Source organism: Pseudomonas huaxiensis (assembly GCF_003231275.1).
GTDB lineage: Bacteria > Pseudomonadota > Gammaproteobacteria > Pseudomonadales > Pseudomonadaceae > Aquipseudomonas > Aquipseudomonas huaxiensis.
On record NZ_QKVL01000008.1, the window covers coordinates 170,882 to 194,949 of the forward strand.

Consider the following 24,068-nt stretch of genomic DNA (forward strand, 5'->3'; position numbering starts at 1 on the left):
CCATGCACGGGCGGCTGGCGATGGCGCTGGCGGCAGTGGTGGCGGCTTCGCCGACGCCACTGGACGCGGCGCTCAGCAGCACGTTTCTGGTCAACGCGACGATCCAGGCGGGGTGCCTGGTGGTCGGCGGGGTGACCACCTACGGCAACCTGGCGTTTGGCAGTTTTTCGGCGCTTTCGAGTGCGGCGGTGACCGCTCAGTTGAGCGGCACCACGGTGACCTTGCAGTGCACACCCGGCGTGGCGATGACCATGAAAATCGGCGGTGGCCAGAACAACAACGGCAGCCGCAACCTCAAGCGCAGCACCAGCGCAGACCTGGTGGCCTACCAGTTGTTCAGCGATGCCGGCTTCAGTCAGGCGCTGGGCATCGACCAGACAGTGAACGTCAGCTACAGCGACCCGACGACGATCAAATTACCGGTCTACGCTCGCGCTCAACTCAACGGTGCGCGGCCGGCCGGCAGTTACACCGATGTGTTGCAAGTGACATTGACCTGGTGAGCCTGTGTTCATCGGGACCATAAGAACAAAGGAGAGTGGCATGGGCACAGAGGCTCAGCGTCGGAATACGTGGGGGGCGAGGCTGGCACTGGGATTGGCGCTGCTGGGGTCAGGGGCGGCGCAGGCGGCGACTTCGGTGCTGATCTGGCCGATCGACCCGGTCATCGAGGCCGAGCAGAAAGCCGGCTCGTTGTGGCTGGAAAACCGCGGCAGCGAGGAGGCCAACCTGCAGGTGCGGGTTTTCGCCTGGAGCCAGGGAGAGTTTGACGATCAGTACCAGAACCAGCGCGAAGTCATCCCGAGTCCGCCGGTAGCGAAGATTCCCGCAAACGGCAAACAACTGATCCGCTTGACCCGCCCCGGCAACCCACCTGCGGGCCAGGAGAAGGCCTACCGCATCATCATCGATGAAATCCCCCCGGCCATGCCGTCAGGCGACAACGCCACAGGACCACAGGCGGCGATCCGCTTCCAGATGCGCTACTCGGTGCCGTTGTTCGTCTACGGCCAGGGTCTGTGGGGCAAGCCGGATCCGCAGGGGCAGCGCGATACCGCCGGGGTTGGCAAGCCGCAATTGAGCTGGCGTCAGGTGGCGGTGCAAGGGCGATCCTATCTCGAGATTCGCAACACCGGCCCGGTGCACGCGCGCCTGACCGACGTGGTCATGCAGCAAGGCGGGCAGAACCGGCCAGTGGTCGAAGGGCTGCTCGGCTATGTGCTGCCGGGCGCGACGATGCGCTGGCCGGCGCCTTTGCAGGCGTCGGCGGCGACGGTGCTCAAGGGCAGGATCAATGGCAGTGAAGCGGCCCAGACCATAGGTCAGGGGAATTGAATGTGAGCGGTTAAGTGGTGGACCCGGGCCAAGGAGGCCCAGCCGATGGTGAGATGCAGTGCGTGATGGGCTTTCTGGCCAGTACCCGCCAGCTCGCGCTGGCGGGTGGCATGGCGATGCTCGCGGCGGCCCCGCTGATGGCCGGCGAACTGCCGCCGCCGCCCTCGGGGCTGGAGGCGGTGAGCGATGCCCAGTTGTACCTGGAACTGGTGATCAACCAGATGAGCAGCGGTAGCGTGGTCGCCGTCCAGCAGCGTTCGGGTCATCTGTACATGGCCAGCGCCGACCTGCGCGCCGCTGGCATCGACCTCCCCGGCGAGGTGCCGGAGCAGGTGGCGCTGGACAGCATCAGCGGCCTGCACAGCGACTACGACAGCCAGGCCCAGCGCTTGCTGATCGAGGTGCCGCCCGCCTGGCTGCCGAACCAGCGTCTCGGCAACCGGGCGCTGTTCGACGGCAGCCAGGCCCACAGCAGCTTTGGTGCGCTGCTCAACTATGACTTCTACCTGAATGACACCGACGACGCCGGCACCAGCCTGTCGGCCTTCAACGAGCTGCGCCTGTTCGACAGTTGGGGCACTTTGTCCAGCACCGGCCAGTGGCGCCAGCAGCTCAGCGGCCGTAACTACGACGACAGCCAGCGCGGCTTCCTGCGCTACGACACCACATTCCGCTACACCGACGAAACCCGCCTGCTGACCTTCGAGGCCGGTGACGTGATCAGCGGTTCGCTGCCCTGGACCAGTTCGGTGCGCCTGGGCGGTGTGCAGTTGTCGCGGGACTTCGCGGTGCGCCCGGACCTGGTGACCTATCCGCTGCCGGCCTTCGCCGGCGAGGCGGCGGTGCCGTCCTCGGTCGACCTGTTCATCAACGGCTACAAGAGTGCCAGTGCCGACCTGCAACCCGGCCCGTACACCCTGACCAACGTGCCGTATATCAACGGCGCCGGCGAGGCGGTGGTGGTGACCACCGATGCCCAGGGTCGGCAGATCGCCACGACGCTGCCGTTCTATGTCACCAGCACCCTGTTGCAGAAGGGTCTGAGCGACTTCTCGGTAGCCGCCGGCAGCCTGCGCCGTGATTACGGCTTGCGCGATTTCGCCTACGGCCCGGCGCTGACGTCGGCCAGCCTGCGCTATGGCGTCAGCGACAGCTTCACCCTTGAAACCCACGCCGAAGCCGCCGAGTCGCTGGCCCTTGGCGGTGTGGGCGGCAACCTGCTGGTCGGCCGTTTCGGGGTGATCAACGCGGCGCTCAGCCAAAGCAGTTTCGACAGCCGCAGCGGTCGCCAGGCGAGCCTCGGCTACCAGTACAACAGCCAGCGCGTCGGCTTCAATTACCAGCGCCTCGAACGCTTCGGCGACTATGCCGACGTGTCCTTGCTGGACAGCCCCTACATCCGCCTCAGCCAGCGCAGCGAACAGGTGACCCTGAGCCTGAATCTGGAGCGTTATGGCAGTTTCGGCGCCGGCTATTTCGACGTGCGTGCCGGTAACGACACCCGCACCCGGCTACTCAACCTGAGCTGGAGCAAGTCGCTGTGGGGCAACACCAGCCTGTACCTGTCGGCCAACCGCGAGGTGGGCGGCGGACAGTGGGCGACCCAGGCGCAACTGGTGATCCCCTTCGACCTGCGCGGCACCATCAGCCTGAGCATGGAACGCAACCAGAGCGGCGAGCGCCTGCAGCGGGTCAATTACAGCCGCGGCGTGCCCAGCGAGGGCGGGGTGGGCTTCAATATTGGCTATGCCGGTGGCGACCAGCAGGCGTACCGCCAGGCCGACCTGACCTGGCGCCTGCAATCGGTGCAGTTGCAGGCCGGCACTTACGGCACCAGCGACGCCATGACCCGCTGGGCTGATGCCAGCGGGTCGCTGGTGTGGATGGACGCTGGGCTGTTTGCCGCCAACCGTATCGACGACGCCTTCGTGGTGGTCAGCACCGAGGGCTTCGCCGATGTTCCGGTGCGCTATGAAAACCAGTTGGTCGGTCGTACCGACAGCAAGGGGCATCTGCTGGTGCCGTGGAGCAGCGCCTATTACTGCGGCAAATACGAGATCGACACTCTCGATCTGCCGGCCAACGTGGTCAGCCAGAACGTCGAGCAGCGCGTCGCGGTGCGCCGTGGCGCCGGTTACCTGCTCAACTTCCCGCTGAGCCGGGTGCGTGCGGCCACAGTCGAACTGGTGGATGGCAATCACCAGGACTTGCCGCTGGGCAGCCAGGTTACCCATCAGCAGAGCGGCGGGCTGGCGGTGGTGGGCTGGGACGGGCTGGTGTACCTGGAAGGGCTGGCCGACCAGAACACCCTGGACGTGCAGTTGGCGGGTGGCGCTCGTTGCCAGGTGCAGTTCGCGCTGGATGCCGCGCAGGACGACGTGCCGCTCATCGGCCCGTTGGTGTGCCGGTGAAACGCCTGTTGCTGGCGCTCGTCCTGTGTCTCGCCGGGGTGCGGGCCGAGGCTCAGTGTGCAGTTGTGCAGGCTGCCAACGTGGCGTTCGGCAATGTCGCTTCGACCTCGGTCAACACCACCGTGCAGCCCAGCTCCACCGCCAACGCCGGCTTGCGTTGCAGCGGCGCGCTGCTCAGCCTGTTGCGCACGGACGACTTCTTCAAACTCACGCTGACCCCCTCGGGCGGTTCCACGGGGATGGTCGGGCCGACCGGAGACGTGATCCTCTACACGATCTACGCCGACAACAGCACGTCCTTCCCGATCACCCGCGGCCAGCCCTTCGACTTCGCCCGCCACGGCATTCTCGAAGCGCTGGGCCTGCTGGGCAGCATCGTGCCCAGTACCGTGCCGCTCTACGTCAAGACCCTGACCGGCAGCAACGTTGCCGCGGGCACTTACCAGGAAACCTTCAGCGTGTACTGGGATTGGGATTACTGCTACGGCATCGGTGTGCTGGGAGCCTGCCTCGGTCGCCAGATATTGACCGGGACCACCTCGATGACCGTGAGCCTGCAGGTCACCGCCGACTGCCAGATCACCACGCCGACCATCAACTTTGGCACTGCGCCGGTGGTCAGCGGATTTTCCACGGTCAGCCAGAGCGTCAGCCTGTCCTGTACCAAGGGCAGTGCGTATACGGTCGGGCTCAATGACGGGCTTTACGTCTCCGGCGGACGACGGCGGATGAAATCGCCGGCCAACAACTACCTGTCCTACGACATCTTCAAAAGTGCCACCGCCGTGCGCTGGGGTTCATTGACCACCGCCCGGCGCTCCAGCAGCGACGCCGACATCAACCCCGGCAACGGCACGGGAACCGGCAGCCAGGTGTTCAACTACAACGCCAAGGTCTATACCGACCAACCCACGCCGCCGGCTGCGGCCTATCAGGACAGCGTGATTCTGGACGTGCAGTTTTGAACGCAAGGATCCAGCAGGCGCTGCTCCTCTTGATCGCAGACCCGTAAGGGCGCTTCAAGCCCCGTTATTGGCTGCTGACCTGCCCCCGCGCATACATGGCTCTGTATGAAAAACCTTGATACTCGGTGATGCTGCGTTGAAAACAGCCTCGCCTGACCTTCATCTCAAGGCTTTTCATACAGAGCCATATGGATCGTCCCATGATCCGGGATCTTGCACGTGATCACACCCGGTGCGCCCGGCACTTTCTTATCGTCCAGCGTAATGACGTTGGCGAGGTGGAAATATTGTTTGTCTTTAAGGTTCTTGGCGGATGCGGCCGAGAACGCCAGATGGTGGCGAGTTTTTAGGCAACAGGCGCACCTGATTGAGCGTCTTTCGCAAGTGCGATGGCCGCGTTGATGGCGGCCCGTGCCTGCGGGCTGTTCTTCCAGCACGTTGAACCTGTTGCGGCCGATGCTTGCGCGAGGATGTCATTGATATTGGCTTCGCTGAGCACTGCCAATGAGTCGATGCCCATCTGTTCGAGCCGAGCGATAACGGCTGGCCCTACGCCCTTCAAGGCCAACAAGGCACTGTGTTCCGTCGGTGAAAATGGCATCCGTCAACTCCTGTTATCGGCCAAACAAATCGCCGGAGTTTGCCCTACGCCACAGAGCATCTCAATACCAGCCACTCCGGCCTGGCGTGATCCGTTGAAAACGGCTATTGCTGAATCTCCAGCCTGTCACCGATTCAGGAGTTTCCATGAAGCAATTACTGTTAGGTGCTGTATTGGCAAGCGCTGCCGGGTTCGCCAATGCCGGGATTCCGTTGGTTAATGCCACCTGTCCGGGTAACCTCGAGGTGCACGCGGATGAGGGCGGCCCCATTTATATCAACGGTAAAGAAGCCACGCTGAAGAAATTCAGTGATACCTACTTCGAGGCAAAAGGAAGTGGGGTGACGGTCTCACTGTCGATCCGGCCAGACGACTCGCCTGATGTGTCCTATACCGGCAAAGGCGGCGCACACGGCGTCTGCGAGTTGACCGAGGAGGATTGATGCCTCCAATAAAAAGAAAGAAGGAGCTTTCCCCAATGATTGCGAAGCTGTTGGTCACCATTGGCGTGGTCTTTTATGCCGTTCTCGTGCCTGTTCTGGAAATCAATGACACCCACGTTTTCAATCAGGCCTGGGCGCCCCATGCGCGATTGCACGAGACCTGGCAGTTGTTCACCAACACGGCAATCGGCGTGTACAGCGTCTGGCTCGTTTGGGTCAGGGAGGACCTCAAGCTGGCGAGTCTTCTGACGCTGTTCGTTACGGGCGGGTTCTTGATGGCCTATTGGCTCAGGGACGGTTACGGTGGCTCGATGGTACTTACCGACGGCTCGGAAAATATGATCCTGGGCATCAACCTCGGGCTCTTTGCGTATACGCTGGCGATTCTGCTGGCGGGCATTGCTGTTGCGATGGATCGAAGGAACCGCGACGCCCAGGCAGACGCCTGATTCGTTTGATCAGGGCGAATGATGACAATGGATTGAGGAACGTTTCATGGCTGAAGAAGACGCGCAGTACTCCAAAAAAATATATGAAGCCCTCCTGCAGAATCCGATATCGATTCTTCAACAGGTCAGTATCGAGGTCAACAGCCTTGACCCCCTCAGCTCTCCGATGGTCCGCAATCTGGCGTTTGCCGCCGCGGGTAGAAACATCGTCATCGACAAGTCGCCGACGATCGCCAGCGGCATGCTGAAGCTGGAAATAGACGGCGCAATCGAACGCCCGATGATCGTCTCGCCAATGCGTGGTCACGGATTACCGGTCGGGAAGGGCGATGGTGATCGTCACCAGGCTGCCGAAGTGTTCGATGCGAGGGCGGGAGAGGAACAACTCTGGGTCACTGAGTTGCAGACGGGATGTACCACCCTGATGCTGGACTGGGGGAGCAGCCGGTATTCGCTGGTCCATCTTAAGCCAAGTGAGGACGCGCAATTCAATCGTGCAAGCCAGGCGATCATGTGGGTGGGCAACAAAACGACGTATGCCTACAAGAACACCTGGCTCAAACAGGAAATGACCACGGTCGTGAACAACACTACGACGGCCAAGAGGACGCCGCAGCGATACATCATGGTGCAATCGATGTTTGAGTCTTCGCGCAAACATACGACGCAAGTCATCGGTATTCGCCAGAAAACTGAATTCGATTTCTACCGCCAGCGGCGGGTGGATAGACAAAACGTTGTGGAGAAGCTGACCTGGAGTACATGGCGCTCGTACCTGCCTTATTTCTCTTACTGAACGTTATTCCCCTCGCTTGATGGACGGCCTGTAGAATCGCGAGACATTTTTGATGGGTATTCAGGAGTCAGTGTGAGAGGTCTGGAAAAGTTCGCATCAATGCGGTTCGTCCTCACGATCGCGTTCATTGCCTTGGGGGCCTCGCTTCATGGGGCGGGCAAGGTCGGTTTCTGGGGGATGTTCACCATCATGATGTTGCCGAATATCGCCTTTGCACTGCTCCGGTTCAGAAAGTCCCCGGCGAGCACATCGAGAGATTTACAGGAGTAATCGATATGGCCAGCAACACCCGAAACCCGTTCAACTTTGCCGGTGTACCGCTGATTGCAATCGGCGCCGCGTTCGCGGCTGTTGGTGCCTCAGGCCAACCGGCATTCGGTTATACCGCTGTGGGGCTGCTGATTCCTGGCGCGGTCTTGCTGATTGTTGGCGCATGGCGAAATCGCAGGCAGTCGAAGCCGGCGAGCAACGGATAACCATGCAGTTCATCAATATCCTGCAGGCAGACGCCGTTGTTCAGCAACAGGTCCGGGCGTTGCGTAATCATCGTGATGTCCGGCGTTTCATGTACAGCGTTCACGAGATCTCTGAACAAGAGCATCTGAACTGGTTGAGCAGCCTGCTGGGGAACACTCGGCAAACCGTATTTGTGGTGATGCGTGATGACGCGCTGGCGGGGGTTGTTTCGCTTAATGCGATCAATACCGCTCACCGCACGGCGGATTGGGCGTTTTATCTCGACCCTGAGTTGCAGGGCAAAGGGCTGGGAAGCGCTGTCGAGTTCTGGATGCTGGACCATGCGTTCAATGTTGCCGGTCTGGAGAAACTCAATTGCGAGGTGCTGGGAAGCAATGCCGCCGTTGTGAAGATGCACCAGAAGTTCGGGTTTACGGTTGAAGGTGTTCGGCGGCAGAACATCGAGAAGGATGGCGAGCGTGTTGATGTGGTGTTGTTGGGTATTACCAAGGATGAGTGGCGGATACAGCGTCCGGCGATGTTGAGCCTTGTCGAGCGGGTATCTAGATAGTCTGCCGCCCATCGCGAGCAAGCTCGCTCCTACAGTGTAGGAGCGAGCTTGCTCGCGATGCGGTTATCCGGCCGCCTGCTTTTTCGCAATGTCCGTCAATAGCGCCTCAGACAGCGCCTGACAGATTTCCAGTGACTGGTAAGTGCTCCAGGCGAGGTCTGCCAGCGGCCGGGAAAGCATTTCGCACAATTGCGCGTTGGTTTCGAATGCCGCCGTGAGCGCCGCCGACAGGTGGGCCAGCGCGTCCTGGATATCGGCGTCCGCACGCACGGCAAACAGTGGAGCATGCGCGCCGTTGCATGAGCTGAAGTGGGTACGGAAGGGCGTAGGAATAGGTGGGTCTGGAACGATCCTTTTCATTGTGAGGCTCCTCTGGGCTATGGAGCCGCCACATACGTGACCAAACGATAGGTGGCGACTGTACGCAGGTTGGTCAACCGGGCCCGAGGAAACCGGCGCACCCGAAGGCGCCCCGCGCACAGCCGCCATGAAACTAAATGACAGCCACAAAAAAGCGCCCGCTCAAACGGATGGGGCGCTAGTGCGCATCGGACTCAGGTGACCAAACCTGATCGCTGAATTGGCAGCGACCGCCGCAGACTAGGCACCGATTCCCATGAGCGCAACCGCTGAGAAGGCGCGAAAGTATGATTGGGAAATGGCCTACACGAAAGTCGGACGTGGACTAATTTTCGTTGCGTTATGCAACACCTGACAGTCCGAAATTTCCCATCACACGCAAACACGCATCACGGTTCGCCGCGAACTCAGCCCTCGGTGTCATCAACCATTTCATTACGCAACAGTGGCATTGCTCGCCAAGGTCAGGTATTTAACCTGCGCTGGCATATCGCCGGCTAATGGAGAGTCAAGATGACCAAAAGCAGGGCAATCATGATCTTTGGGATCGTAAGCAACGTGCTGGCGTTGGCCTTTATTATCGCCAACCTGAAAATCGATAAAGAATGCAGCACGGTCGATCAGAGCTGCGAAACGGTCCGCTACTCGCTGATGGGCGCAACGCTCTGGCAAGCGCCAGGCAAGTAAGGCAGGCGAGCAATGCGGTCGAGAAATGCTGCATTATTCTGCCCCAACGCATCTTCTTTCTTTATCGCTCAGCGCTGACGAGTACCCCATGATCGATATCCATAATGTGACCGCCTACCAGCAGCAGACCCGTGTGCTGGACGGTTTTTCCCTGCACATCGGTGCCGGTGAGAAGGTCGCCATCCTCGGCCCCAACGGGGCCGGCAAGAGCACCTTGCTCAAGCTGATCACCCGCGAGCTGTACCCGGTGGAACGCGAAGGCAGCCACTTGAAGCTGTTCGGCAGCGACACCGTCAACCTGTGGGCGCTGCGCAGCCGCCTCGGTTTTGTGTCCCAGGATTTGCAGGAAGACTACACGCCGTCCACCCAGGCGCTGGATGTGGTGGTCTCGGGATTCTTCGGCGCCATCGGCGCCCACGGGCACTTGCAGCCGAGTGCCGAGCAGATCGAACAGGCGCGGGCGTTGCTCGCGGTGGTGGAGATGTCCGGGCATGAGCAGACCATGTTCCAGCGCCTGTCCACCGGGCAGAAGCGCCGCCTGCTGCTGGCGCGGGCGCTGGTGCATCAACCTGCCGCGCTGATCCTCGACGAGCCGGCCAACGGCCTGGATATGGGCGCGAGCCTGGGCATGCTCAAGCTGATGCGCAATTTCTGCGGTGCGGACCACGCGATGATCATCACCACCCACCATATCGACGAGATCATCCCGGAGATCGAGCGGGTGGTGCTGCTTCAGCAGGGCCGCATCGTCGCCGACGGTCCCAAGGCCGAGGTGCTGACCAGCGCCGCGCTGTCCGACCTGTACCAGACCGAACTGCGCATCAGCGAAGAAGACGGTTGGTATCGTTGCTGGCACGCGTGAGGCGTTTCGCGCCGAACCGTCGCGATAGCCCACCCAGATCGATTCAAGCGCGCATCCCATGAACCCGGTTGGCGCTGGACTTCTTGCTGACAATGCACGTCCAGCGGTGATCTTCGCGGTAGGGCGCGCGGGTGAAGTCGATGTCGCAGATTCGGTTCATCCCGCATTTCTTCAGGGCTTCGGTCAGTTGTACGAGTGTCTCTGCTTCGATAGTCATCGCTGTTACCTCGTCAGATTGACTGCGTTCATAGGTCTGGACCGAGGCCCGTCTCGGCGAATTCAATCTTTTTGAGGTTTATCCGGGGAACGGGGCCGCGCAGCGACCTCGGCGGCGGTCTGATGTTTCTGGTAGTCGAGGTATTCGCGGTTCATGACATAGGCCTTGATCTTCTCGACGTCGTCGGCGCTGAGACTGTCGCCGAAGGCCGGCATGCCGAGCGGGCGCAGGACGCCTTCGCGGACGATCTGCTGGAACATGGCGCGGCGGCTTTCGTCGGTCTTGCGCAGGTCGGGGATCAGGCCGCCGCTCTGCGCGCCAACGCCGTGGCACACGGAGCAGTAGGCGCCATAGAGTTGTTTGCCGGTGGTCAGGTCGGCGGCGCTGGCGTGGACCGCCTCGGGAACGCGGGTGGCTGCGACGGCCGGTTTTTCCGCCAGTGCCGGCAGCGAGGCCTTGCCGCCCAGTTTGAACACCAGCAGACGGCTGATGTTGCCGACTCCCGGTGCCTTGGCCGCGTCACCGCCGATCAGCGGGGCGACGCCGCCCCAGCCGGCCATGATCGCCACGTACTGCTCGCCCTGGAAGCTGTAGGTGATGGGCGCGGCGACCAGGCCGGTCTGGGCGCCGAACGACCATAGTGGCTGGCCCTTGTCCGCCGAGTAGGCGATCAGGTTGCCGGCCGCAGTGCCCTGGAATACCAGGTTGCCGGCGGTGGTCAGGGTGCCGCCGTTCCAGTAGTGCGGGTAGGGCACGCGCCAGACTTCCTTCTGTTTGACCGGGTCCCAGGCGAGCAGGGCGCCGGACACCACCTCGCGCGGCACTTCCTCGCCATCGGAGAAGCCGGCACCGGTGTTGAAGGCTTTGCGTCTGACAAAGTCCTTCGACTCGTTGCGGTACACACCGGGAATTTCCTGATAGGGGATATAGACCAGTCCAGTGTCCGGGTTGTAGGACATGGAGTGCCAGTTGTGCGCGCCGAAGGGGCTTGGCCACATCACGATGGGTTTGTCTTCGTAGCGCACGCCGGGGGCTTCGACGGGGCGGCCGGTTTTCAGGTCGATCTTCTCGGCCCAGGTGACCTTGCCGAATTTTTCCGCAGAGAGCAGCTCGCCGGTCTTGCGGTCGAGGATGTAGAAGAAACCGTTCTTCGGCGCCTGCATGATCACCTGGCGCGGCTTGCCGCCGAGTTCCAGGGTCGCCAGGCTCAGTTGCTGGGTGGCGGTGAAGTCCCAGCTATCGCCGGGGGTGACTTGGTAATGCCAGGCCAGTTTGCCGGTGTCCGGATGCACGGCGAGGATGGACGACAAGTACAGGTTGTCGCCGCCGCCTGGGCTGCGGATTTCGCGGTTCCACGGTGAGCCGTTGCCGGTGCCGACGTACAGCAGGTCCAGCTCCGGGTCGTAGGCCATGCCGTCCCACACCGTGCCACCACCGCCGCCTTTCCAGTATTGATCGCCTTTCCAGGTCTTGGCCGCGTCGATCAGTTCGGGGTGCTCGTAGGGCTGGTTGGGGTCACCCGGCACGGTGTAGAAGCGCCAGGCCATCTTGCCGGTCTCGGCGTCATAGGCCGAGAAATAGCCGCGCACGCCATATTCGGCGCCGCCGTTGCCGATGATGACCTTGCCTTTCACCACGCGCGGGGCGCCGGTGATGGTGTACGGCTTGCTGTTGTCGGTGGTCTGCTGACTCCAGAGTTGTTTGCCGGTCTTGGCGTCGACGGCGATCAGGCGGCCGTCGAGGGTGCCGATGTAGACCTTGCCGTTCCACAGGGCGACGCCGCGGTTGACCGCGTCGCAGCAGGCATCGCGGGCCTTGCCGCGGTCCAGTTCGGGGTCGAAGGTCCAGAGCACCTTGCCGGTGGCGACATCCACGGCAATGGCGCGGCTCCAGGACAGCGAGGCGTAGAGCACGCCGTCGTGGAACAGCGGGGTGGCTTCGAGGCCGCGATGGTTGTCCAGGTCGATGGACCAGGCCAGGCCGAGGTCTTTGACGTTCTGTTCGGTGATCTGTTTCAGCGGGCTGTAGCGGGTTTCGTCGTAGGTGCGGCCGTGGCTCAGCCACTGGCTGCCATCGGTCTGGCTGGCGACGATGGCGGCCTGGTTGACGGGCGCCGAGACAGCGATAGGGCCCAGCAGGCACAGCAGGACGGCGGTGGCAAGGCAGGTTCGGCGGTGGCGCGAGGACTGCAAACGGTTCATGTAGGCATGACTCCTTGATTATTCGTTCTTGTGCGGAGCAATGGCCGATCCGCGACGGATCGGCGGGATGTCAGAACACCTGCAGCACGCGCAGGTTGATGCGGTTGTGTTCCTTGAAACCGTTTTCCACGGACATGTCCTGTCCGTAGTTGACCAGCAACTGGGTGCCCTTCGTTACGAAGTAGGAGGCGCCGACGCTGAATTTGCTGGTGTCCGGCTCGTCGTCCTGACGCACGCCGTCAACCTTGGTTTCGCCGTCCCAGAGCCGGGAAACGCCCACGCGCACGTCGAAGGCATCGGTGAAGTTGTAACGCAGGAACGCCTGGCCCTGGAAAAGCTCGGACTGCTTCAGGGTGGCCTTGGCCGGGCCGTATTCGTCGTTCTTGCCGAAGAAGGTCACGTCGGCGACCAGGTCGAGGGTGAGCTTGTCGGTCAGGCCCTGGATGTAGCCGGCCTGCAAGGTGTACTTCCAGCGGTTCTCGCCAAGGTTGAGCGCGTGGTCGTTGTCGTAGCTGCCGGTCGGGACGTAGACATAAGGCGTAATACCGAAGTAGCGGCGCTTGTCCGGTTCGTTCACCAGCCAGACGGTGGAAGCGAGGATCAGGTCGCCGATACCGCTGTCGTCGCCCAGCGACTTGGTGTCGTCCTTGCCCCTCAGGCTGCCGAAGGGCAGGAGAAACTGCGGGTCGACGATGTAGTCGCCCAGCTGCATGAAATGCACGCCCCGCAGGATGCCGACATCCGAATCCAGCCGCGCATTCAGCGGCGCCTTGTGGCCGTCGGTGTACAGCGACTTGCGTTCGGCGTGCTGGTAGTAGACCAGGCCGAGGTTGGTGCCGGCGGGCATGGCGGTGTAATCACCGGCGTCCACATCCGCGGCCAGGGCCGAAGGTACTATTGCCGTCCCAAGGCCAAGCGCGGTAGACACTCCGACAACCTTGGCCAGTTTCCGTGTGTTGAAGAAAGTGGCGAGGCGCGTATCGACGCTCTTCGTCATGACATCACCTTTTATTGTTTTTGTTTAACATCGAGTGGTGTGTCCCGGCCGTTACGTGCACTGTTGACCGGAGACGAAGAAGGCTTGAGCAGAACCTGTGCCAGTTATTTTGATTGAATTAAAAGTCATTCAAAATCAACAGCTTATAACAAGATCAATAGTCGGCTTGAGGTGTTCCAGAACAGGCTTTCACTGCACTGTCTCATGCTGAGGCAGTTGTCAGGGGGGAGGGCTGTACCGGACTGAGACAGCCGTTTCGAGGCAATGTAATGAACAAGCCCGATGACCCTTTTTCTGCCCAGCGTGAAGTGAACGTCATTACCGCGATCGAAGCACGCAACCGTGCCTTTGGTTCGCAACTGGTCGAGCGCTCCTGGGAGCGTTCGCAGCGCTACGGGATTCGCACCCGCGACCGGGTGTTGTTCGATGCGCCGGTGGCGGTCCGCCCCGGGCATCTGCGCGATTACGGCGGTTCGCTGCTGGACGCCGCGCGGCCGGAAATGGAGCAGTTGCATGCCTCGCTCGCGCCGCGAGACTGGGTGCTGGCCTGCATCGACCTGGACGGCGTAGTGCTGAGCGCCATGGGCAAGTCCAACGGTGCCAGCCAGGAACTGAACCAGGTGTTTCGCCAGGGCGCGCAGTTTCTGGAAACTCTGGTGGGCACCACGGCGCCAAGCTGCGCGCTGGCCGAGCAGGAGTCGGTGATCATCGCCGGCTCCGAGCATTATCTGGAGGAAGCGCGCGCGTTCACCTGCATGGCCACTCCGATCTTTGGCGTCGACGGCGGCATCGTCGGGGTGCTGGATGCCAGCCGCAAAGGCGTGGAAGCCTCGCTGTATACCCTGGAGTCCCTGGTGATCGCCGCGCGCGCCATCGAACGTCGCCTGTTCAGCCAGTTGGGCAGCGTGTTGCTGGTGCACTTGCATGGTCGCCTGGATATTCTCGGCACGCCGATGGAAGGGCTGCTGGCCTTCGACCAGGCGGGCCAGCTCAAGGGTGCGAACCGGATTGCCCATCAGCTTTTCCATCCGCCGGGGCTCAAGCCGGGCATGGATTTCAGCGAGCTGTTCGACATGCCGTTTGCCCATGCGCTGTGTTATCGGCGTTACGACCTCAGTGTGCCTTTCCGGCTGCAGACCCATTGGGGCGGCCTGTTCAACGCCTGCCTGACCGCCACACCGGGCAACGCCTCGGTGCAATCGCGCCGGCCAGCGCATCCGCCCGTCACCGCTGAGCGCCGCGAGCCTGCCGGGCAGGGGCCCTGCCTGGAAGACCCGACAGTCAGCGCGGTACTGGAGCGCGGGCGCAAAGCCTTTGCCCGCAGCATTCCGCTGTTGATCAATGGCGAGACCGGCACCGGCAAGGAGGTTTTCGCCCGCCTGTTGCACGACGGCAGCAGCCGCGCCGCAGGTCCGTTCGTGGCAATCAACTGCTCGTCCATTCCGGCCAGCCTGATCGAGTCGGAACTGTTCGGTTACGTCGAAGGCGCGTTCACCGGCAGTCGCAAGGGCGGCGCTTCGGGCAAGATCGAACTGGCCGACGGCGGCACGCTGTTCCTCGATGAAATCGGTGATATGCCGCTGGAATTGCAGGGACGGCTGCTGCGGGTGCTGCAGGAACGCAGCCTCAGTCGGCTGGGTAGCAACAGCGTGGTGAAGGTGGACTTCGCGCTGATCTGCGCGACCCACCGCGACCTGCTTCAGCTTTCCCAGGAACAGGGTTTTCGCGAAGACCTCTATTACCGCATCAACGGCCTGCGGGTCAGCCTGCCGGCGCTGCGCGAGCGCAGCGATCTGGCGCAACTGATCCAGCACTTGTTGCTCAGCGAGTCTGCGGGCTCAGCGCCACCGGTGTTGGACGGGCCGGCTTTGCGTGCGCTGCTGGCGTATTCCTGGCCGGGCAATATTCGCCAGTTGCATCAGGCGCTGCGCCTGGCTGTGGCGCTGGCGGATGAGGACGGCCGGATCGGCTTGCAGCACCTGCCGGATGAGGTGCTGCGGTTTGCGCCGCAACCCGTTGGCGAGGCACTGGAAGTCGAAGCCGAGGAGGGGCCTGGCGACACGTTGCAGGCGTCCGGACAGCGGGCGATTCGTGCGGCAATCGCTGCGTGCAACGGCAACCTGTCCGCCGCCGCACGGCGACTGGGAATCGGGCGGGCGACCTTGTACCGGAAGATGAAGGAGATGGAGCAGGGCGCTTGAGGATCGGCCCTTTCGCGACGCGCTGTCGCGAAAGGGCCGGGTAGCATCAGCCTTTGAGCTGCGGGAAGTCTTCTTCGAAGTGCTCGTGTTCGCCGCGGCTGTCGCCTTGCCGGCGCTGTACTTCCATCTGCCGCAGTTCTACCCGGCGGATCTTGCCGGAGATGGTCTTGGGCAACTCGGTGACGAACTCGATGCGCCGCACCCGCTTGTACGGCGCCAGGTGTTCGCGGGCGAAGGCGAGAATGCTGTGGGCCAGCTCCGCGCTGCCCACCTGATCGTGGACCAGGATCAGGAACGCCTTGGGCACTGCCAGCCGCACCGGGTCATGGCTGGGCACTACCGCCACTTCCATCACCGCCGGGTGTTCGATCAGCGCGCTTTCCAGCTCGAAGGGGCTGATGCGGTAGTCGGAAGCCTTGAACACGTCGTCGGCGCGACCAACGAAAGTGATGTAGCCGTCGGCGTCGATCTGCGCGGTGTCGCCGGTGCGGTAGTAGCCGTCGCGCATGACCTCGGCGGTTTTCTCCGGGCTGTCTTCGTAGCCGAGCATCAGGCCCAGCGGCCGTATCGCCAGCGGCAGGGCGACTTCGCCTTCGTTGCCGGGCAGGCCGTCGGGATCGAGCAGGCTGACCTGATAACCGGGCAGCGGACGGCCCATCGACCCGGGCTTGAGGACCTGGCCGGGAGTATTGCCGACCAGCGCGGTGGTTTCCGACTGGCCGAAGCCGTCGCGCAGGTCGAGGCCCCAGGCGTGATGCACTTGCTCGATGATTTCCGGGTTGAGGGGCTCGCCGGCGCCGACCAGCTCCCGCAGGCGCAGGCGGCCACGGTAGCTGGCGAGGTCTTCCTGAATCAGCATGCGCCAGACTGTGGGTGGCGCGCACAGGCTGGTGATGCCGTAGCGTTCCAGCACCTGCAGCAGCGAGATGGCATTGAAGCGCGGGTTGTTGTGGATGAACACGCAGGCCCCGGCATTCCACGGGGCGAAGAAACAACTCCAGGCGTGCTTGGCCCAGCCGGGAGACGAGATGTTCAGGTGCAGATCGCCGGGCTGCAGGCCGATCCAGTAGAGGGTCGACAGGTGCCCCACCGGATAGCTCTGGTGGCTGTGCAGGACCATTTTCGGTTTGGAGGTGGTGCCTGACGTGAAGTACAGCAGCATCGGGTCGGTGGCGCGGGTCACGCCTTCCTCGATGAACGCGGCACTGTGGTTTTCGGCGTCGGCATGGGGCACCCAGCCGTCTGCCTGGGTGCCGACGCTGATGCGGGTGAAGTCGCCGCCGATGACGGCGAATTTTTCCAGGTTGGCGGCGCCGACGATCAAGTGGCGGACGTTGCCGCGTTCGATGCGGTCGCGCAGGTCTTCCGTGGTCAGCAGGGCGGTGGCGGGGATCACCACGGCGCCGAGCTTGAAGGCGGCGAGCATGCTTTCCCACAGGGCGATGTCGTTGCCGAGCATCATCAGGACGCGCTCGCCGCGTTTCACGCCCAGCGCGCGCAAGTGGTTCGCCACACGGTTGGAGCGCTGCGCCATCTCATGGAAGCTGTAGCGGCGTTCGCTGCCGTCTTCCTCGACGATCCACAGGGCTGGGGCCGGGTTATCGCTGGCCATGTGATCGAAGTAATCCAGCGCCCAGTTGAAGCGCTCCAGCCTGGGCCAGCGGAAATCCCGTACGGCGGTTTCGTAGTCGGTACGGTGGGCGAGCAGGAAATCACGGGCGGCAAGAAAGGCGTGGCGTTCTGAGTTCATGAGGGGCGTGCCTTGATTGTTGTTGTCGGTCCCGCCTGGTCAGGAAACCGGGGGTTGGGCCGAGTATAGGCGCGCGTTTATGAGAGCAGAATTCACATAAAAGCCGGTGCAATGTGCAAATTTGCAAGGTGTGGGCGCAGTGCTCAAGGTGCTGCTGGTATGAGGGGCGGGCCGGTTTTGGCCTTGCGCGGCCACGACGTTGGAGACGTAGTGACTATCAAAACGCTATCATTTTGGCAAACTCAGAGGAGTCCCAGTCGTGGCGCGAAAATCAACAGGGAAGACCCGTGATCGGCTGCTTCGCAGCGATTTCAACAAACGCAATCCACTTCCGGAAAAACTGCGCTTTCTGGAAAACGTCAAGTTCACTGCGGTCGCTTGGGTGACATTGCCCGACAAGGTTCGCGAAAGCACGTTGGTCGAGTTCACCGCAAAGCAAGTTGAGGAACTGTTGGTAAGGCGTGAATACCGATATGGTGGCGCGTTGTCTTTCCTCAATCAGCGCAGAGTCAAGTCGGAACCGGCACCGGTTGGTGAAGCGCTCGCCCAAGCCGGGGAGGTCATCGCGGAATTGCGGGCGAAGAACGCCGAACTGCAAACACGGCAGGAAAGCCTGGAAGCTGAAGTTACCAAGCAGCAACGCCGTGTCCTTGCTCGTGATCGAGAGCTCGGTGAGGCTGCGATTCAAGTGAGCAGTGCCCAAGCCACTTGCAAGACTTACGAGGACAAGATCCGCTCTCTGGAACGCAGGGTGGAAGAGCTTTCAGGGCGTGCCGCGACGCCTGGTGGCAGGACGCCCTTTGATGCCTGGGACAATCACCAGCCAGAGGGCTGGCTGAGCAAGACCAACCTTGCTCGGCCGAAATAGCCAAGGCTTCAGGTCAACCAAACCAGAATCCCAAAGATCATGGCCCGGCATTTCGTGAAGTACCAACAAAAAACCGGTAGGGCTGATCTACCGGTTTTTTGTTCAGACCAGTGACGACTCAACGATGACGATGACGACGCTTGTGTTTGCGTTTGCCAGTGTCGCGGTTGTCATCTGCCAGGTGGTTGCCCAGCGCACCACCGGCTGCGCCGCCCAGGCCCGCGCCAACGGTAGAGCCGGTCGAGCCGCCCAGTTTGCCGCCGATCAGTGAGCCGCCTGCCGAACCCAGTCCACCACCCAGGGCCGCTTCGGTGCGGTTGCCTTTCTTCGCGCCGACGGCGCTGCCGGCTGCGCCACCCAGGCCGGCGCCAATGGCCGCGCCGGTGCTGCCACCGATCTGTTGACCGACGACATTGCCAAGCGCGCCACCAAGGCCGCCGCCGATCGCGGTGGTGCCGTCACCGGCCAGTGCCGCCTGGGACATCAAGATACCTAGAGCGAGGGTAGGCAGTGAAAAACGCATGGTCGAAACCTCTGGCAGTGGGAGCAATCAGGAAAAAGTGGAATGCAACAGGTCAGTCGTCGTCACGGTAGCGGCGATCATCACGGCGATGGTCATATCGGTTGTCGTAGCGGTGATCGCGGCGGTCGTCCTGCCAGCGACGCTGGTCACGGTCGCCACGCCAGCCGTCGTTACGATCATGGTGGTGATGATGGGCGCAGCCGGCGGAAACCAGGATCGCGGCCAGCAGGGACAGTTGAGCAAGACGGGTCAGCACGGTCATTTCCTCTAACCGCGGGGGCGGTATTCGATGGCGTAGCTATGACCGCGTTTTTCAGGATTTGTTGCAGAGGGAGAGCCAAGTGATTGGCAGATATGAAAAAAGCGCCGTGAAGGCGCTTTTCTCAAAAGATGGTGCGAGTGGCGGGACTCGAACCCGCAAGGCTCACGCCGGCAGATTTTAAGTCTGCTGTGTATACCAATTCCACCACACTCGCAGGTTGATCAAGATTCACGAGGTCTCTCAAATCAAGCGCGCTTTATAACTCATCGTTATATTCGCGTCAACGGGTACGACGAATACTCATCGCGCCATGTAACGTTGCACCCACCGCCTGGGAATCATCATCGAGGCCAGTCCGAGCATGGCTGCCAGGACACTGCTGGCCAATAGTGCGGCAAAACCCAGATGGTGTTCCAGCCAGCCGCCGAGCACCGCGCCGAACAGCATCCCGCTCCACGGCACCAACTGCATGCGCCAGCCAGGGCGCCGTTCGCCCATCAGCCAGCGGCCGAGGCCGCGACCGAAGCGCGACAGCGCTCCGGTGACGTAGGTCAGGCCGATAGGCAGCCCGTTCACTTCCTCGACTGCCGCATTGAGCATGCCCATGGACAGGATCGCCGCCAGCATCGCCAGCAGTTCCAACTGTTTGCCGCACAACGCGGCAGCGAGCAGCAGCAGGGCGGTCAGCGCCAGCAACGGCCAGGCGCGCTTGCGGCTGGAACGGGCGATCATGACGCCCAATGCGTTGCCGATGACGAAGGTGGCGATGAGCAGCGCCAGGCGTGCGACCAGATCGAACTGGCCGTCGCTGAATGCCACGGCAAGGCGGGTGGTGTTGCCGCTCATGAAGGATACGAAGTCGCCGCTGGCCAGGAACCCGATGGCATCGGTCATGCCTGCCAGCACCGAAAGGCCGCCAACGAAGAACAGCCCGACCCGGCCGCGGAGTCGGTACAAGCGCAGGGCGTGTGGTCTGCGCTGGCCTGCGGGGTGTTCTGGCAGCATGCCGGGCGGGTCAGTTGGGTTCGATGGCGCTGGCCACGGCGCGCAACTCGTTGATCGAGGCGTTCAGGCCGCTGACCCGTTCGTTGACTTCGACCGCGTCGGCGGCGTGGACCGAGTTCTGCAGGTAGACAGCATGCCCGGCCAGGCCTCTCGCCAGGCGTTCCATCCCGTCGGCCGTGTGCTCCAGATCATCATGAATACGTTGCATGCGCGTGTTTATTACCAAGATCCCTTCCTCGACCGCTTGTCTGTTGTACCTGCCGCACGGAGGGACTATAGCAACTTGCCGGCATTCTCAGGAGGCAGTGTGCAGTCAATGGCGCTATACCTTGATCCAGCTCAGTGTTTGCAGGGCCTGTTCATGGTCGGTGCAGGTGTGCATGTAGGAACTGATGATCACGGATGTAGGAATACGGATCACTAACGGTCATCCTCAGCGTATGCTGTAGCTACACTTCAATCATCATCAGCGGACTCAGCAATGGCTCCATCCGAGCGACTGGACCTGCACAGCATGCACACCAGTCTGTACGAGCAGCTTGTACAGACCGTGGTGGACTACGCCATCTACATGATGGACCTCAACGGCCACATCATTTCCTGGAACGCGGGCGCCGAGCGCATCAAGGGTTACCGTGCCGAGGAAGTCATTGGCCAGCATTTCTCGTTGTTTTTTACCGAGCAGGATTGTGCCGATGGCCGTCCGCTGTTCCTGTTGAACAAGGCTTTGAGTAGCGGCGGCGCCCAGGATGAAGGCTGGCGGTTGCGCAAGGACGGCACCCGGTTCTGGGCGCTGGTGGCGCTGGATGTGGTGCGTTCGCCGCAAGGCGAGGTGATCGGGCTGGCGAAGATCACACGTGACATCACCGACCGCCGTGAAGCCGCCTTGCAACTCGATGCGATGCGCGCGCAACTGTTCCAGTCGCAGAAGCTCGAAGCGTTGGGCCAGTTGACTGGCGGTATGGCCCACGACTTCAACAATCTGCTGACCATCATCATCAGTTCAGCGAAGCTCGCCATGAACAGCCAGGACCCGCAACGCACCCAGCGGTTGCTTGAGCATGTGCTCGATGCCGGGCAGCGCGGTAGTCAGATGACCCAGCAATTGCTCAGCTTCGCCCGCCGCAAGGAGCTGGAAGTGGTGCGCGTCAATTTGCCCGAGGTGATCGAGGCGATCCGCGCGCTGTTGTACCAGGCGCTGCCCAAAGGCATCGAACTGCTCGTGCAGTGCGACGAGGACTTGCTGCCGGTGGAAGTGGATGCCGGTCAGTTACAGATGGTGTTGCTCAACCTGGTGCTCAATGCCCGGGATGCCATGGAGGACGGTGGCGAGATTCGCCTGTGGGCGCGCAATCAGGTGTTGCTGGGCGAACGCGAAAGCCTGAACGGGCCGTTTGCCCTGATCAGCGTCATTGATTCCGGCAAGGGGATTCCCGCGGAGGTATTACCGCGGATTTTCGAACCGTTCTTCACCACCAAGGGCTTCGGCCAAGGCACAGGTCTGGGCCTGAGCCAGGCGTATGGATTCGCCAAGCAGAGCAATGGCGGCATCTGGGTCGACAGTGAGCCGGGACAGGGCACCTGTATGACGCTGTGCCTGCCGCTTTCGGACAACGGGGAGGGCAATGCGCCGTGGAACAGCTCCAGCGTGTAGCGACGGGTATAAAAGGCCTCGATGACTTGCTCAAGGGCGGCCTGATCGCGGGTTCTGCCTATATCGTCCAGGGCCGTCCCGGCTCCGGCAAGACGGTGCTGGCCAACCAGTTGGCGTTCAACCATGTCCATCAAGGTGGCCGGGTGTTGGTCGCGACCTTGTTGAGCGAGTCCCACGAGCGGCTGTTTCAATACCTGTCGACCTTGTCGTTTTTCGACGCGACCAGGATCGGTGACCAGATCCAGTTCATCAGTGCCTTCGACACACTCGACCACGAGGGCCTCCAAGCCGTGGTGCGGGTGCTGCGCGGTGAGATCGTTCGCCAGGGCGCTTCGTTGTTGATCGTCGATGGCCTGCTCAACGCTCGCTCGCGGGCCGAGACCGTGCTGGACACCAAGAAATTCATCTCCGAACTGCAGGCCCACGCGGCCTTCGCCGGCTGCACGCTGTTGTTGCTGACCAGCAGCCACCTGGAGGATGACAGCCCCGAGCACACCATGGTTGATGGGGTGATCGAGCTGGGCGAAGACCTGCATGGCGCCCGTGCAGTGCGCCGCATCCAGTTGCGCAAAACCCGAGGCAGTGGCGCGCTGTCCGGGCTGCATGAGTGCGAGATCACCGGCGATGGCCTGCAGGTCTACCCGCGGCTGGAAGCGTTGTACGCTCGCCCGTCAGGCATGGGCAGCGAGACCTTCAAGCGTGTCGGCAGCGGTGTGGCCTGCCTCGACCGGCTGTTACTTGGCGGTCTCGCGCAAGGCTCGGTGACCTTGGCGATGGGCCCGTCGGGCAGCGGCAAGACCTCGCTCGGGCTGAGTTTTCTCGGCGTCGCCACACCAGAGGCGCCCGGCCTGCATTTCGGTTTCTATGAGCCGGCGCAGCGTTTGCGGATGAAGGCGGCGGCCCTGGGCCTGGACTTCGCGGCGATGGAGCGCGACGGCGCCCTGCGGATTGCCTGGCAGCCAACCACTGAAGGCCTGCTGGATGATGTTGGCGCACGCTTGTTGCGTCAGGTCAGCGAGCAGGGCATCAAGCGGGTGCTGATCGATAACCTCGGCGCCTTCGCCCGGCTGGCGACCCGTCCGGAGCGCCTGAACGAATTCTTCCGTGCCCTGATGGGCGAACTGCGGGCCCGCGACGTGACGGTGCTGGCCACCTGGGAAATGCGCGACATCTTCGGCTCGGAAATCAACGCCCCGGCACCGGAACTGTCGAGTATCGTCGACAACCTGCTATTGATGCGCTTCGTGGAACTGGACTCGGCGCTCAAGCGGGTGCTGTCGATCTTGAAGGTGCGCGACAGCCGTTACGACCCGGCGCTACTGGAAGTGGTGATTGGTGCAGGAGGGGTGGAGCTGCATGAGGCGTTCAACGAGGCAACCGCGGTGCTCTCCGGCACGGCGCAGCCACTGGAACGGTCCTGAGGGCCGCGGTCTGAAATCATGAGCAAAATTCTGGTGGTCGACGACGAGTGCAGCATTTCCGACATCCTCGGCTATGTTCTGGAGGATGCGGGCTTTCAGGTCGAGAAAGCCGCCAACGGTGCGAAGGCACTCGAAGTACTGGAAAAAACACGGGTCGAACTGCTGATCACCGACTGGATGATGCCGGTGATGAATGGCGAAGAACTCGCCCGAAAACTACGCGCCGACCCACAATATAGAGCCATGCCCATCATTCTCATGAGTGGCGCACAGAGCGATATCGCTCGCAAGAGTCCCGAGTTGTTCGACGGTGTGCTGGATAAACCCTTCGATGGTGAAACGCTGATTAACATGGTTCGGGGTCTTGTCCCGTCACCTGGGGGGTAAACCCCCAGTTCAATCCGCGGGCCCGGCGAGAGGGGACCAAGCGCATCCGTGCGACTCGAGTCATGCAAACAGCTTATTGATTGCCTTCTCCTTTTTCCGGCGCCGGGCTGCCGGCCTGAATGCGTTTGTAGATCTCTTCACGGTGCACCTGAACGTCTTTCGGTGCATCGATGCCGATTCTCACTTGCATCCCCTTGACACCTAGAATGGTGACTTTGATGTCATCGTTGATGACGATGCTTTCGCCAACCTTGCGGGTGAGTATCAGCATGTATTTCTCCTTGGTAACTTGAAATGCCTCGCAGGCGGTACCCACAGAGGACAGGGGCGCTGGGAGACGCTTCCCTCTTTCCCTTCATTAAAGACGCATTCGTTGAAAATTAATTCCCCGAACAAAATATTTGCGAGTGTCTTTTTTAGGTTGGGCGTCGACTGGGCAGGTGGGAATTTCGCGACGCGAGATTTTCCACCCGGCAAGCATAGGGGTGTTGAACGCATATGGGAAATTTCTCTTATAAAAAGAGAAACTTTCGACATTTAGCGTTCATTTTGTGGGGGTATTAAGAAGTTCAGCAAATGAGATTTATTCTTGATTGTTGGGCGCTCTTTCTCCGCAATAGCGCCGCAACATTTTCAGGCGCTGTGA

General features: G+C 61.7%; 27 protein-coding genes and 1 tRNA gene. 16 read left to right on the forward strand and 12 right to left on the reverse strand.

The window, feature by feature from the left end:
• Window positions 1–2: 2 nt before the first annotated feature.
• The 4 genes from DM374_RS12475 (at window position 3) to DM374_RS12490 (ending at window position 4,711) form a co-directional block, all read left to right on the forward strand.
• Window positions 3–503, forward strand: a complete 501-nt coding sequence (locus tag DM374_RS12475; RefSeq protein WP_110970084.1) for a Csu type fimbrial protein — start codon at window positions 3–5, stop codon at window positions 501–503.
• Window positions 504–543: 40 nt separating this feature from the next.
• A complete protein-coding gene (locus tag DM374_RS12480) occupies window positions 544–1,335 on the forward strand; it encodes a fimbrial biogenesis chaperone (protein ID WP_110970085.1) in 792 nt (263 codons plus the stop codon).
• A gap of 110 nt (window positions 1,336–1,445) precedes the next feature.
• Window positions 1,446–3,746: a fimbria/pilus outer membrane usher protein gene (locus tag DM374_RS12485; protein WP_225422488.1), complete on the forward strand. Its 2,301-nt coding sequence runs from the start codon at window positions 1,446–1,448 to the stop codon at window positions 3,744–3,746.
• Window positions 3,743–4,711, forward strand: a complete 969-nt coding sequence (locus tag DM374_RS12490; protein ID WP_177431550.1) for a Csu type fimbrial protein — start codon at window positions 3,743–3,745, stop codon at window positions 4,709–4,711. Before DM374_RS12485 ends, DM374_RS12490 begins: the two co-directional genes overlap by 4 nt.
• A 346-nt stretch (window positions 4,712–5,057) precedes the next feature.
• On the opposite strand, the gene DM374_RS12495 is transcribed toward DM374_RS12490, so the two are convergent.
• Window positions 5,058–5,312, reverse strand: coding sequence for a helix-hairpin-helix domain-containing protein (locus DM374_RS12495; protein WP_110970088.1), 255 nt, complete (start codon window positions 5,310–5,312; stop codon window positions 5,058–5,060).
• Between the two features lie 146 nt (window positions 5,313–5,458).
• Here DM374_RS12495 and DM374_RS12500 point away from each other — a divergent pair, with 146 nt between their 5' ends.
• From DM374_RS12500 to pseH, 5 genes are all read left to right on the forward strand, one after another.
• Window positions 5,459–5,755, forward strand: coding sequence for a hypothetical protein (locus DM374_RS12500; protein ID WP_110970089.1), 297 nt, complete (start codon window positions 5,459–5,461; stop codon window positions 5,753–5,755).
• A gap of 35 nt (window positions 5,756–5,790) precedes the next feature.
• Window positions 5,791–6,204: a hypothetical protein gene (locus DM374_RS12505; protein ID WP_110970090.1), complete on the forward strand. Its 414-nt coding sequence runs from the start codon at window positions 5,791–5,793 to the stop codon at window positions 6,202–6,204.
• Between the two features lie 46 nt (window positions 6,205–6,250).
• A complete protein-coding gene (locus DM374_RS12510) occupies window positions 6,251–7,000 on the forward strand; it encodes a hypothetical protein (protein ID WP_110970091.1) in 750 nt (249 codons plus the stop codon).
• 275 nt (window positions 7,001–7,275) lie between these two features.
• Window positions 7,276–7,476, forward strand: a complete 201-nt coding sequence (locus DM374_RS12520; RefSeq protein WP_110970093.1) for a hypothetical protein — start codon at window positions 7,276–7,278, stop codon at window positions 7,474–7,476.
• Window positions 7,477–7,478: 2 nt separating this feature from the next.
• Window positions 7,479–8,027 carry a UDP-4-amino-4,6-dideoxy-N-acetyl-beta-L-altrosamine N-acetyltransferase gene (gene pseH / locus DM374_RS12525; protein ID WP_110970094.1) on the forward strand — a complete coding sequence of 183 codons (549 nt, stop codon included), beginning with the start codon at window positions 7,479–7,481 and terminating at the stop codon, window positions 8,025–8,027.
• A 63-nt stretch (window positions 8,028–8,090) separates the two neighbouring features.
• Here the strand turns inward: pseH and DM374_RS12530 are convergent, their stop codons facing one another.
• Entirely contained in the window at window positions 8,091–8,387 is a 297-nt protein-coding gene (locus tag DM374_RS12530) for a DUF3077 domain-containing protein (protein WP_110970095.1), read from the reverse strand.
• 513 nt (window positions 8,388–8,900) lie between these two features.
• Between DM374_RS12530 and DM374_RS33140 the strand changes: the two genes are divergently transcribed.
• A complete protein-coding gene (locus DM374_RS33140) occupies window positions 8,901–9,074 on the forward strand; it encodes a hypothetical protein (RefSeq protein WP_157969688.1) in 174 nt (57 codons plus the stop codon).
• A gap of 88 nt (window positions 9,075–9,162) precedes the next feature.
• Window positions 9,163–9,936, forward strand: coding sequence for an ABC transporter ATP-binding protein (locus DM374_RS12535; protein WP_095153805.1), 774 nt, complete (start codon window positions 9,163–9,165; stop codon window positions 9,934–9,936).
• 43 nt (window positions 9,937–9,979) lie between these two features.
• On the opposite strand, the gene DM374_RS33450 is transcribed toward DM374_RS12535, so the two are convergent.
• From DM374_RS33450 to DM374_RS12545, 3 genes are all read right to left on the reverse strand, one after another.
• The gene (locus DM374_RS33450; protein WP_177431551.1) at window positions 9,980–10,153 is read right to left on the reverse strand and encodes a hypothetical protein; all 174 of its coding nucleotides are present in this window, start codon (window positions 10,151–10,153) and stop codon (window positions 9,980–9,982) included.
• Window positions 10,154–10,215: 62 nt separating this feature from the next.
• A complete protein-coding gene (locus DM374_RS12540; RefSeq protein ID WP_110970096.1) occupies window positions 10,216–12,354 on the reverse strand; it encodes a PQQ-dependent dehydrogenase, methanol/ethanol family in 2,139 nt (712 codons plus the stop codon).
• Between the two features lie 70 nt (window positions 12,355–12,424).
• The gene (locus DM374_RS12545) at window positions 12,425–13,351 is read right to left on the reverse strand and encodes a transporter (protein WP_110970097.1); all 927 of its coding nucleotides are present in this window, start codon (window positions 13,349–13,351) and stop codon (window positions 12,425–12,427) included.
• A gap of 269 nt (window positions 13,352–13,620) precedes the next feature.
• On the opposite strand from DM374_RS12545, the gene DM374_RS12550 reads away from it, so the two are divergent.
• Window positions 13,621–15,552, forward strand: a complete 1,932-nt coding sequence (locus DM374_RS12550) for a sigma-54-dependent Fis family transcriptional regulator (RefSeq protein WP_110970098.1) — start codon at window positions 13,621–13,623, stop codon at window positions 15,550–15,552.
• A gap of 46 nt (window positions 15,553–15,598) precedes the next feature.
• Here DM374_RS12550 and DM374_RS12555 read toward each other — a convergent pair whose 3' ends face one another.
• The gene (locus DM374_RS12555; RefSeq protein ID WP_110970099.1) at window positions 15,599–17,302 is read right to left on the reverse strand and encodes an AMP-binding protein; all 1,704 of its coding nucleotides are present in this window, start codon (window positions 17,300–17,302) and stop codon (window positions 15,599–15,601) included.
• Between the two features lie 259 nt (window positions 17,303–17,561).
• On the opposite strand from DM374_RS12555, the gene DM374_RS12560 reads away from it, so the two are divergent.
• Window positions 17,562–18,170: a hypothetical protein gene (locus DM374_RS12560; protein ID WP_110970100.1), complete on the forward strand. Its 609-nt coding sequence runs from the start codon at window positions 17,562–17,564 to the stop codon at window positions 18,168–18,170.
• A 118-nt stretch (window positions 18,171–18,288) separates the two neighbouring features.
• Here DM374_RS12560 and DM374_RS12565 read toward each other — a convergent pair whose 3' ends face one another.
• The 5 genes from DM374_RS12565 to DM374_RS12585 all read right to left on the reverse strand — a co-directional run bounded on the left by DM374_RS12565 (window position 18,289) and on the right by DM374_RS12585 (window position 20,168).
• The gene (locus tag DM374_RS12565; RefSeq protein WP_095153800.1) at window positions 18,289–18,693 is read right to left on the reverse strand and encodes a bacteriocin; all 405 of its coding nucleotides are present in this window, start codon (window positions 18,691–18,693) and stop codon (window positions 18,289–18,291) included.
• A gap of 52 nt (window positions 18,694–18,745) precedes the next feature.
• Window positions 18,746–18,955 (reverse strand): hypothetical protein, encoded by a 210-nt coding sequence (locus tag DM374_RS12570; protein WP_404821331.1) that lies wholly within the window; start codon window positions 18,953–18,955, stop codon window positions 18,746–18,748.
• Window positions 18,956–19,084: 129 nt separating this feature from the next.
• Window positions 19,085–19,169: transfer RNA gene (locus DM374_RS12575), tRNA-Leu, on the reverse strand.
• 86 nt (window positions 19,170–19,255) lie between these two features.
• Window positions 19,256–19,960, reverse strand: coding sequence for a YoaK family protein (locus tag DM374_RS12580; RefSeq protein ID WP_095153799.1), 705 nt, complete (start codon window positions 19,958–19,960; stop codon window positions 19,256–19,258).
• 10 nt (window positions 19,961–19,970) lie between these two features.
• Window positions 19,971–20,168 carry a hypothetical protein gene (locus tag DM374_RS12585; protein ID WP_110970101.1) on the reverse strand — a complete coding sequence of 66 codons (198 nt, stop codon included), beginning with the start codon at window positions 20,166–20,168 and terminating at the stop codon, window positions 19,971–19,973.
• Window positions 20,169–20,441: 273 nt separating this feature from the next.
• Here DM374_RS12585 and DM374_RS12590 point away from each other — a divergent pair, with 273 nt between their 5' ends.
• The 3 genes from DM374_RS12590 to DM374_RS12600 are packed head-to-tail and all read left to right on the forward strand — an operon-like array spanning window position 20,442 to window position 23,422.
• Window positions 20,442–21,614, forward strand: coding sequence for a two-component system sensor histidine kinase NtrB (locus DM374_RS12590; RefSeq protein WP_110970102.1), 1,173 nt, complete (start codon window positions 20,442–20,444; stop codon window positions 21,612–21,614).
• Window positions 21,593–23,035: an ATPase domain-containing protein gene (locus DM374_RS12595; protein ID WP_110970103.1), complete on the forward strand. Its 1,443-nt coding sequence runs from the start codon at window positions 21,593–21,595 to the stop codon at window positions 23,033–23,035. Before DM374_RS12590 ends, DM374_RS12595 begins: the two co-directional genes overlap by 22 nt.
• 18 nt (window positions 23,036–23,053) lie before the next feature.
• Window positions 23,054–23,422: a response regulator gene (locus DM374_RS12600; protein WP_110970104.1), complete on the forward strand. Its 369-nt coding sequence runs from the start codon at window positions 23,054–23,056 to the stop codon at window positions 23,420–23,422.
• A gap of 73 nt (window positions 23,423–23,495) precedes the next feature.
• On the opposite strand, the gene csrA is transcribed toward DM374_RS12600, so the two are convergent.
• Window positions 23,496–23,693 carry a carbon storage regulator CsrA gene (csrA, locus tag DM374_RS12605; protein WP_110970105.1) on the reverse strand — a complete coding sequence of 66 codons (198 nt, stop codon included), beginning with the start codon at window positions 23,691–23,693 and terminating at the stop codon, window positions 23,496–23,498.
• Window positions 23,694–24,068 lie beyond the last annotated feature (375 nt).

What these genes read in the sequence shown, in the direction of transcription:
- DM374_RS12475 (WP_110970084.1), top strand. Translation starts at nt 3, where the DNA reads ATGCACGGGCGGCTGGCGATGGCGCTGGCGGCAGTGGTGGCGGCTTCG.
- DM374_RS12480 (WP_110970085.1), top strand. Translation starts at nt 544, where the DNA reads ATGGGCACAGAGGCTCAGCGTCGGAATACGTGGGGGGCGAGGCTGGCA.
- DM374_RS12485 (WP_225422488.1), top strand. Translation starts at nt 1,446, where the DNA reads ATGGCGATGCTCGCGGCGGCCCCGCTGATGGCCGGCGAACTGCCGCCG.
- DM374_RS12495 (WP_110970088.1), bottom strand. Translation starts at nt 5,312, where the DNA reads ATGCCATTTTCACCGACGGAACACAGTGCCTTGTTGGCCTTGAAGGGC.
- DM374_RS12500 (WP_110970089.1), top strand. Translation starts at nt 5,459, where the DNA reads ATGAAGCAATTACTGTTAGGTGCTGTATTGGCAAGCGCTGCCGGGTTC.
- DM374_RS12505 (WP_110970090.1), top strand. Translation starts at nt 5,791, where the DNA reads ATGATTGCGAAGCTGTTGGTCACCATTGGCGTGGTCTTTTATGCCGTT.
- DM374_RS12510 (WP_110970091.1), top strand. Translation starts at nt 6,251, where the DNA reads ATGGCTGAAGAAGACGCGCAGTACTCCAAAAAAATATATGAAGCCCTC.
- DM374_RS12520 (WP_110970093.1), top strand. Translation starts at nt 7,276, where the DNA reads ATGGCCAGCAACACCCGAAACCCGTTCAACTTTGCCGGTGTACCGCTG.
- pseH (WP_110970094.1), top strand. Translation starts at nt 7,479, where the DNA reads ATGCAGTTCATCAATATCCTGCAGGCAGACGCCGTTGTTCAGCAACAG.
- DM374_RS12530 (WP_110970095.1), bottom strand. Translation starts at nt 8,387, where the DNA reads ATGAAAAGGATCGTTCCAGACCCACCTATTCCTACGCCCTTCCGTACC.
- DM374_RS33140 (WP_157969688.1), top strand. Translation starts at nt 8,901, where the DNA reads ATGACCAAAAGCAGGGCAATCATGATCTTTGGGATCGTAAGCAACGTG.
- DM374_RS12535 (WP_095153805.1), top strand. Translation starts at nt 9,163, where the DNA reads ATGATCGATATCCATAATGTGACCGCCTACCAGCAGCAGACCCGTGTG.
- DM374_RS33450 (WP_177431551.1), bottom strand. Translation starts at nt 10,153, where the DNA reads ATGACTATCGAAGCAGAGACACTCGTACAACTGACCGAAGCCCTGAAG.
- DM374_RS12540 (WP_110970096.1), bottom strand. Translation starts at nt 12,354, where the DNA reads ATGAACCGTTTGCAGTCCTCGCGCCACCGCCGAACCTGCCTTGCCACC.
- DM374_RS12545 (WP_110970097.1), bottom strand. Translation starts at nt 13,351, where the DNA reads ATGACGAAGAGCGTCGATACGCGCCTCGCCACTTTCTTCAACACACGG.
- DM374_RS12550 (WP_110970098.1), top strand. Translation starts at nt 13,621, where the DNA reads ATGAACAAGCCCGATGACCCTTTTTCTGCCCAGCGTGAAGTGAACGTC.
- DM374_RS12555 (WP_110970099.1), bottom strand. Translation starts at nt 17,302, where the DNA reads ATGAACTCAGAACGCCACGCCTTTCTTGCCGCCCGTGATTTCCTGCTC.
- DM374_RS12565 (WP_095153800.1), bottom strand. Translation starts at nt 18,693, where the DNA reads ATGCGTTTTTCACTGCCTACCCTCGCTCTAGGTATCTTGATGTCCCAG.
- DM374_RS12570 (WP_404821331.1), bottom strand. Translation starts at nt 18,955, where the DNA reads ATGACCGTGCTGACCCGTCTTGCTCAACTGTCCCTGCTGGCCGCGATC.
- DM374_RS12580 (WP_095153799.1), bottom strand. Translation starts at nt 19,960, where the DNA reads ATGCTGCCAGAACACCCCGCAGGCCAGCGCAGACCACACGCCCTGCGC.
- DM374_RS12585 (WP_110970101.1), bottom strand. Translation starts at nt 20,168, where the DNA reads ATGCAACGTATTCATGATGATCTGGAGCACACGGCCGACGGGATGGAA.
- DM374_RS12590 (WP_110970102.1), top strand. Translation starts at nt 20,442, where the DNA reads ATGGCTCCATCCGAGCGACTGGACCTGCACAGCATGCACACCAGTCTG.
- DM374_RS12600 (WP_110970104.1), top strand. Translation starts at nt 23,054, where the DNA reads ATGAGCAAAATTCTGGTGGTCGACGACGAGTGCAGCATTTCCGACATC.
- csrA (WP_110970105.1), bottom strand. Translation starts at nt 23,693, where the DNA reads ATGCTGATACTCACCCGCAAGGTTGGCGAAAGCATCGTCATCAACGAT.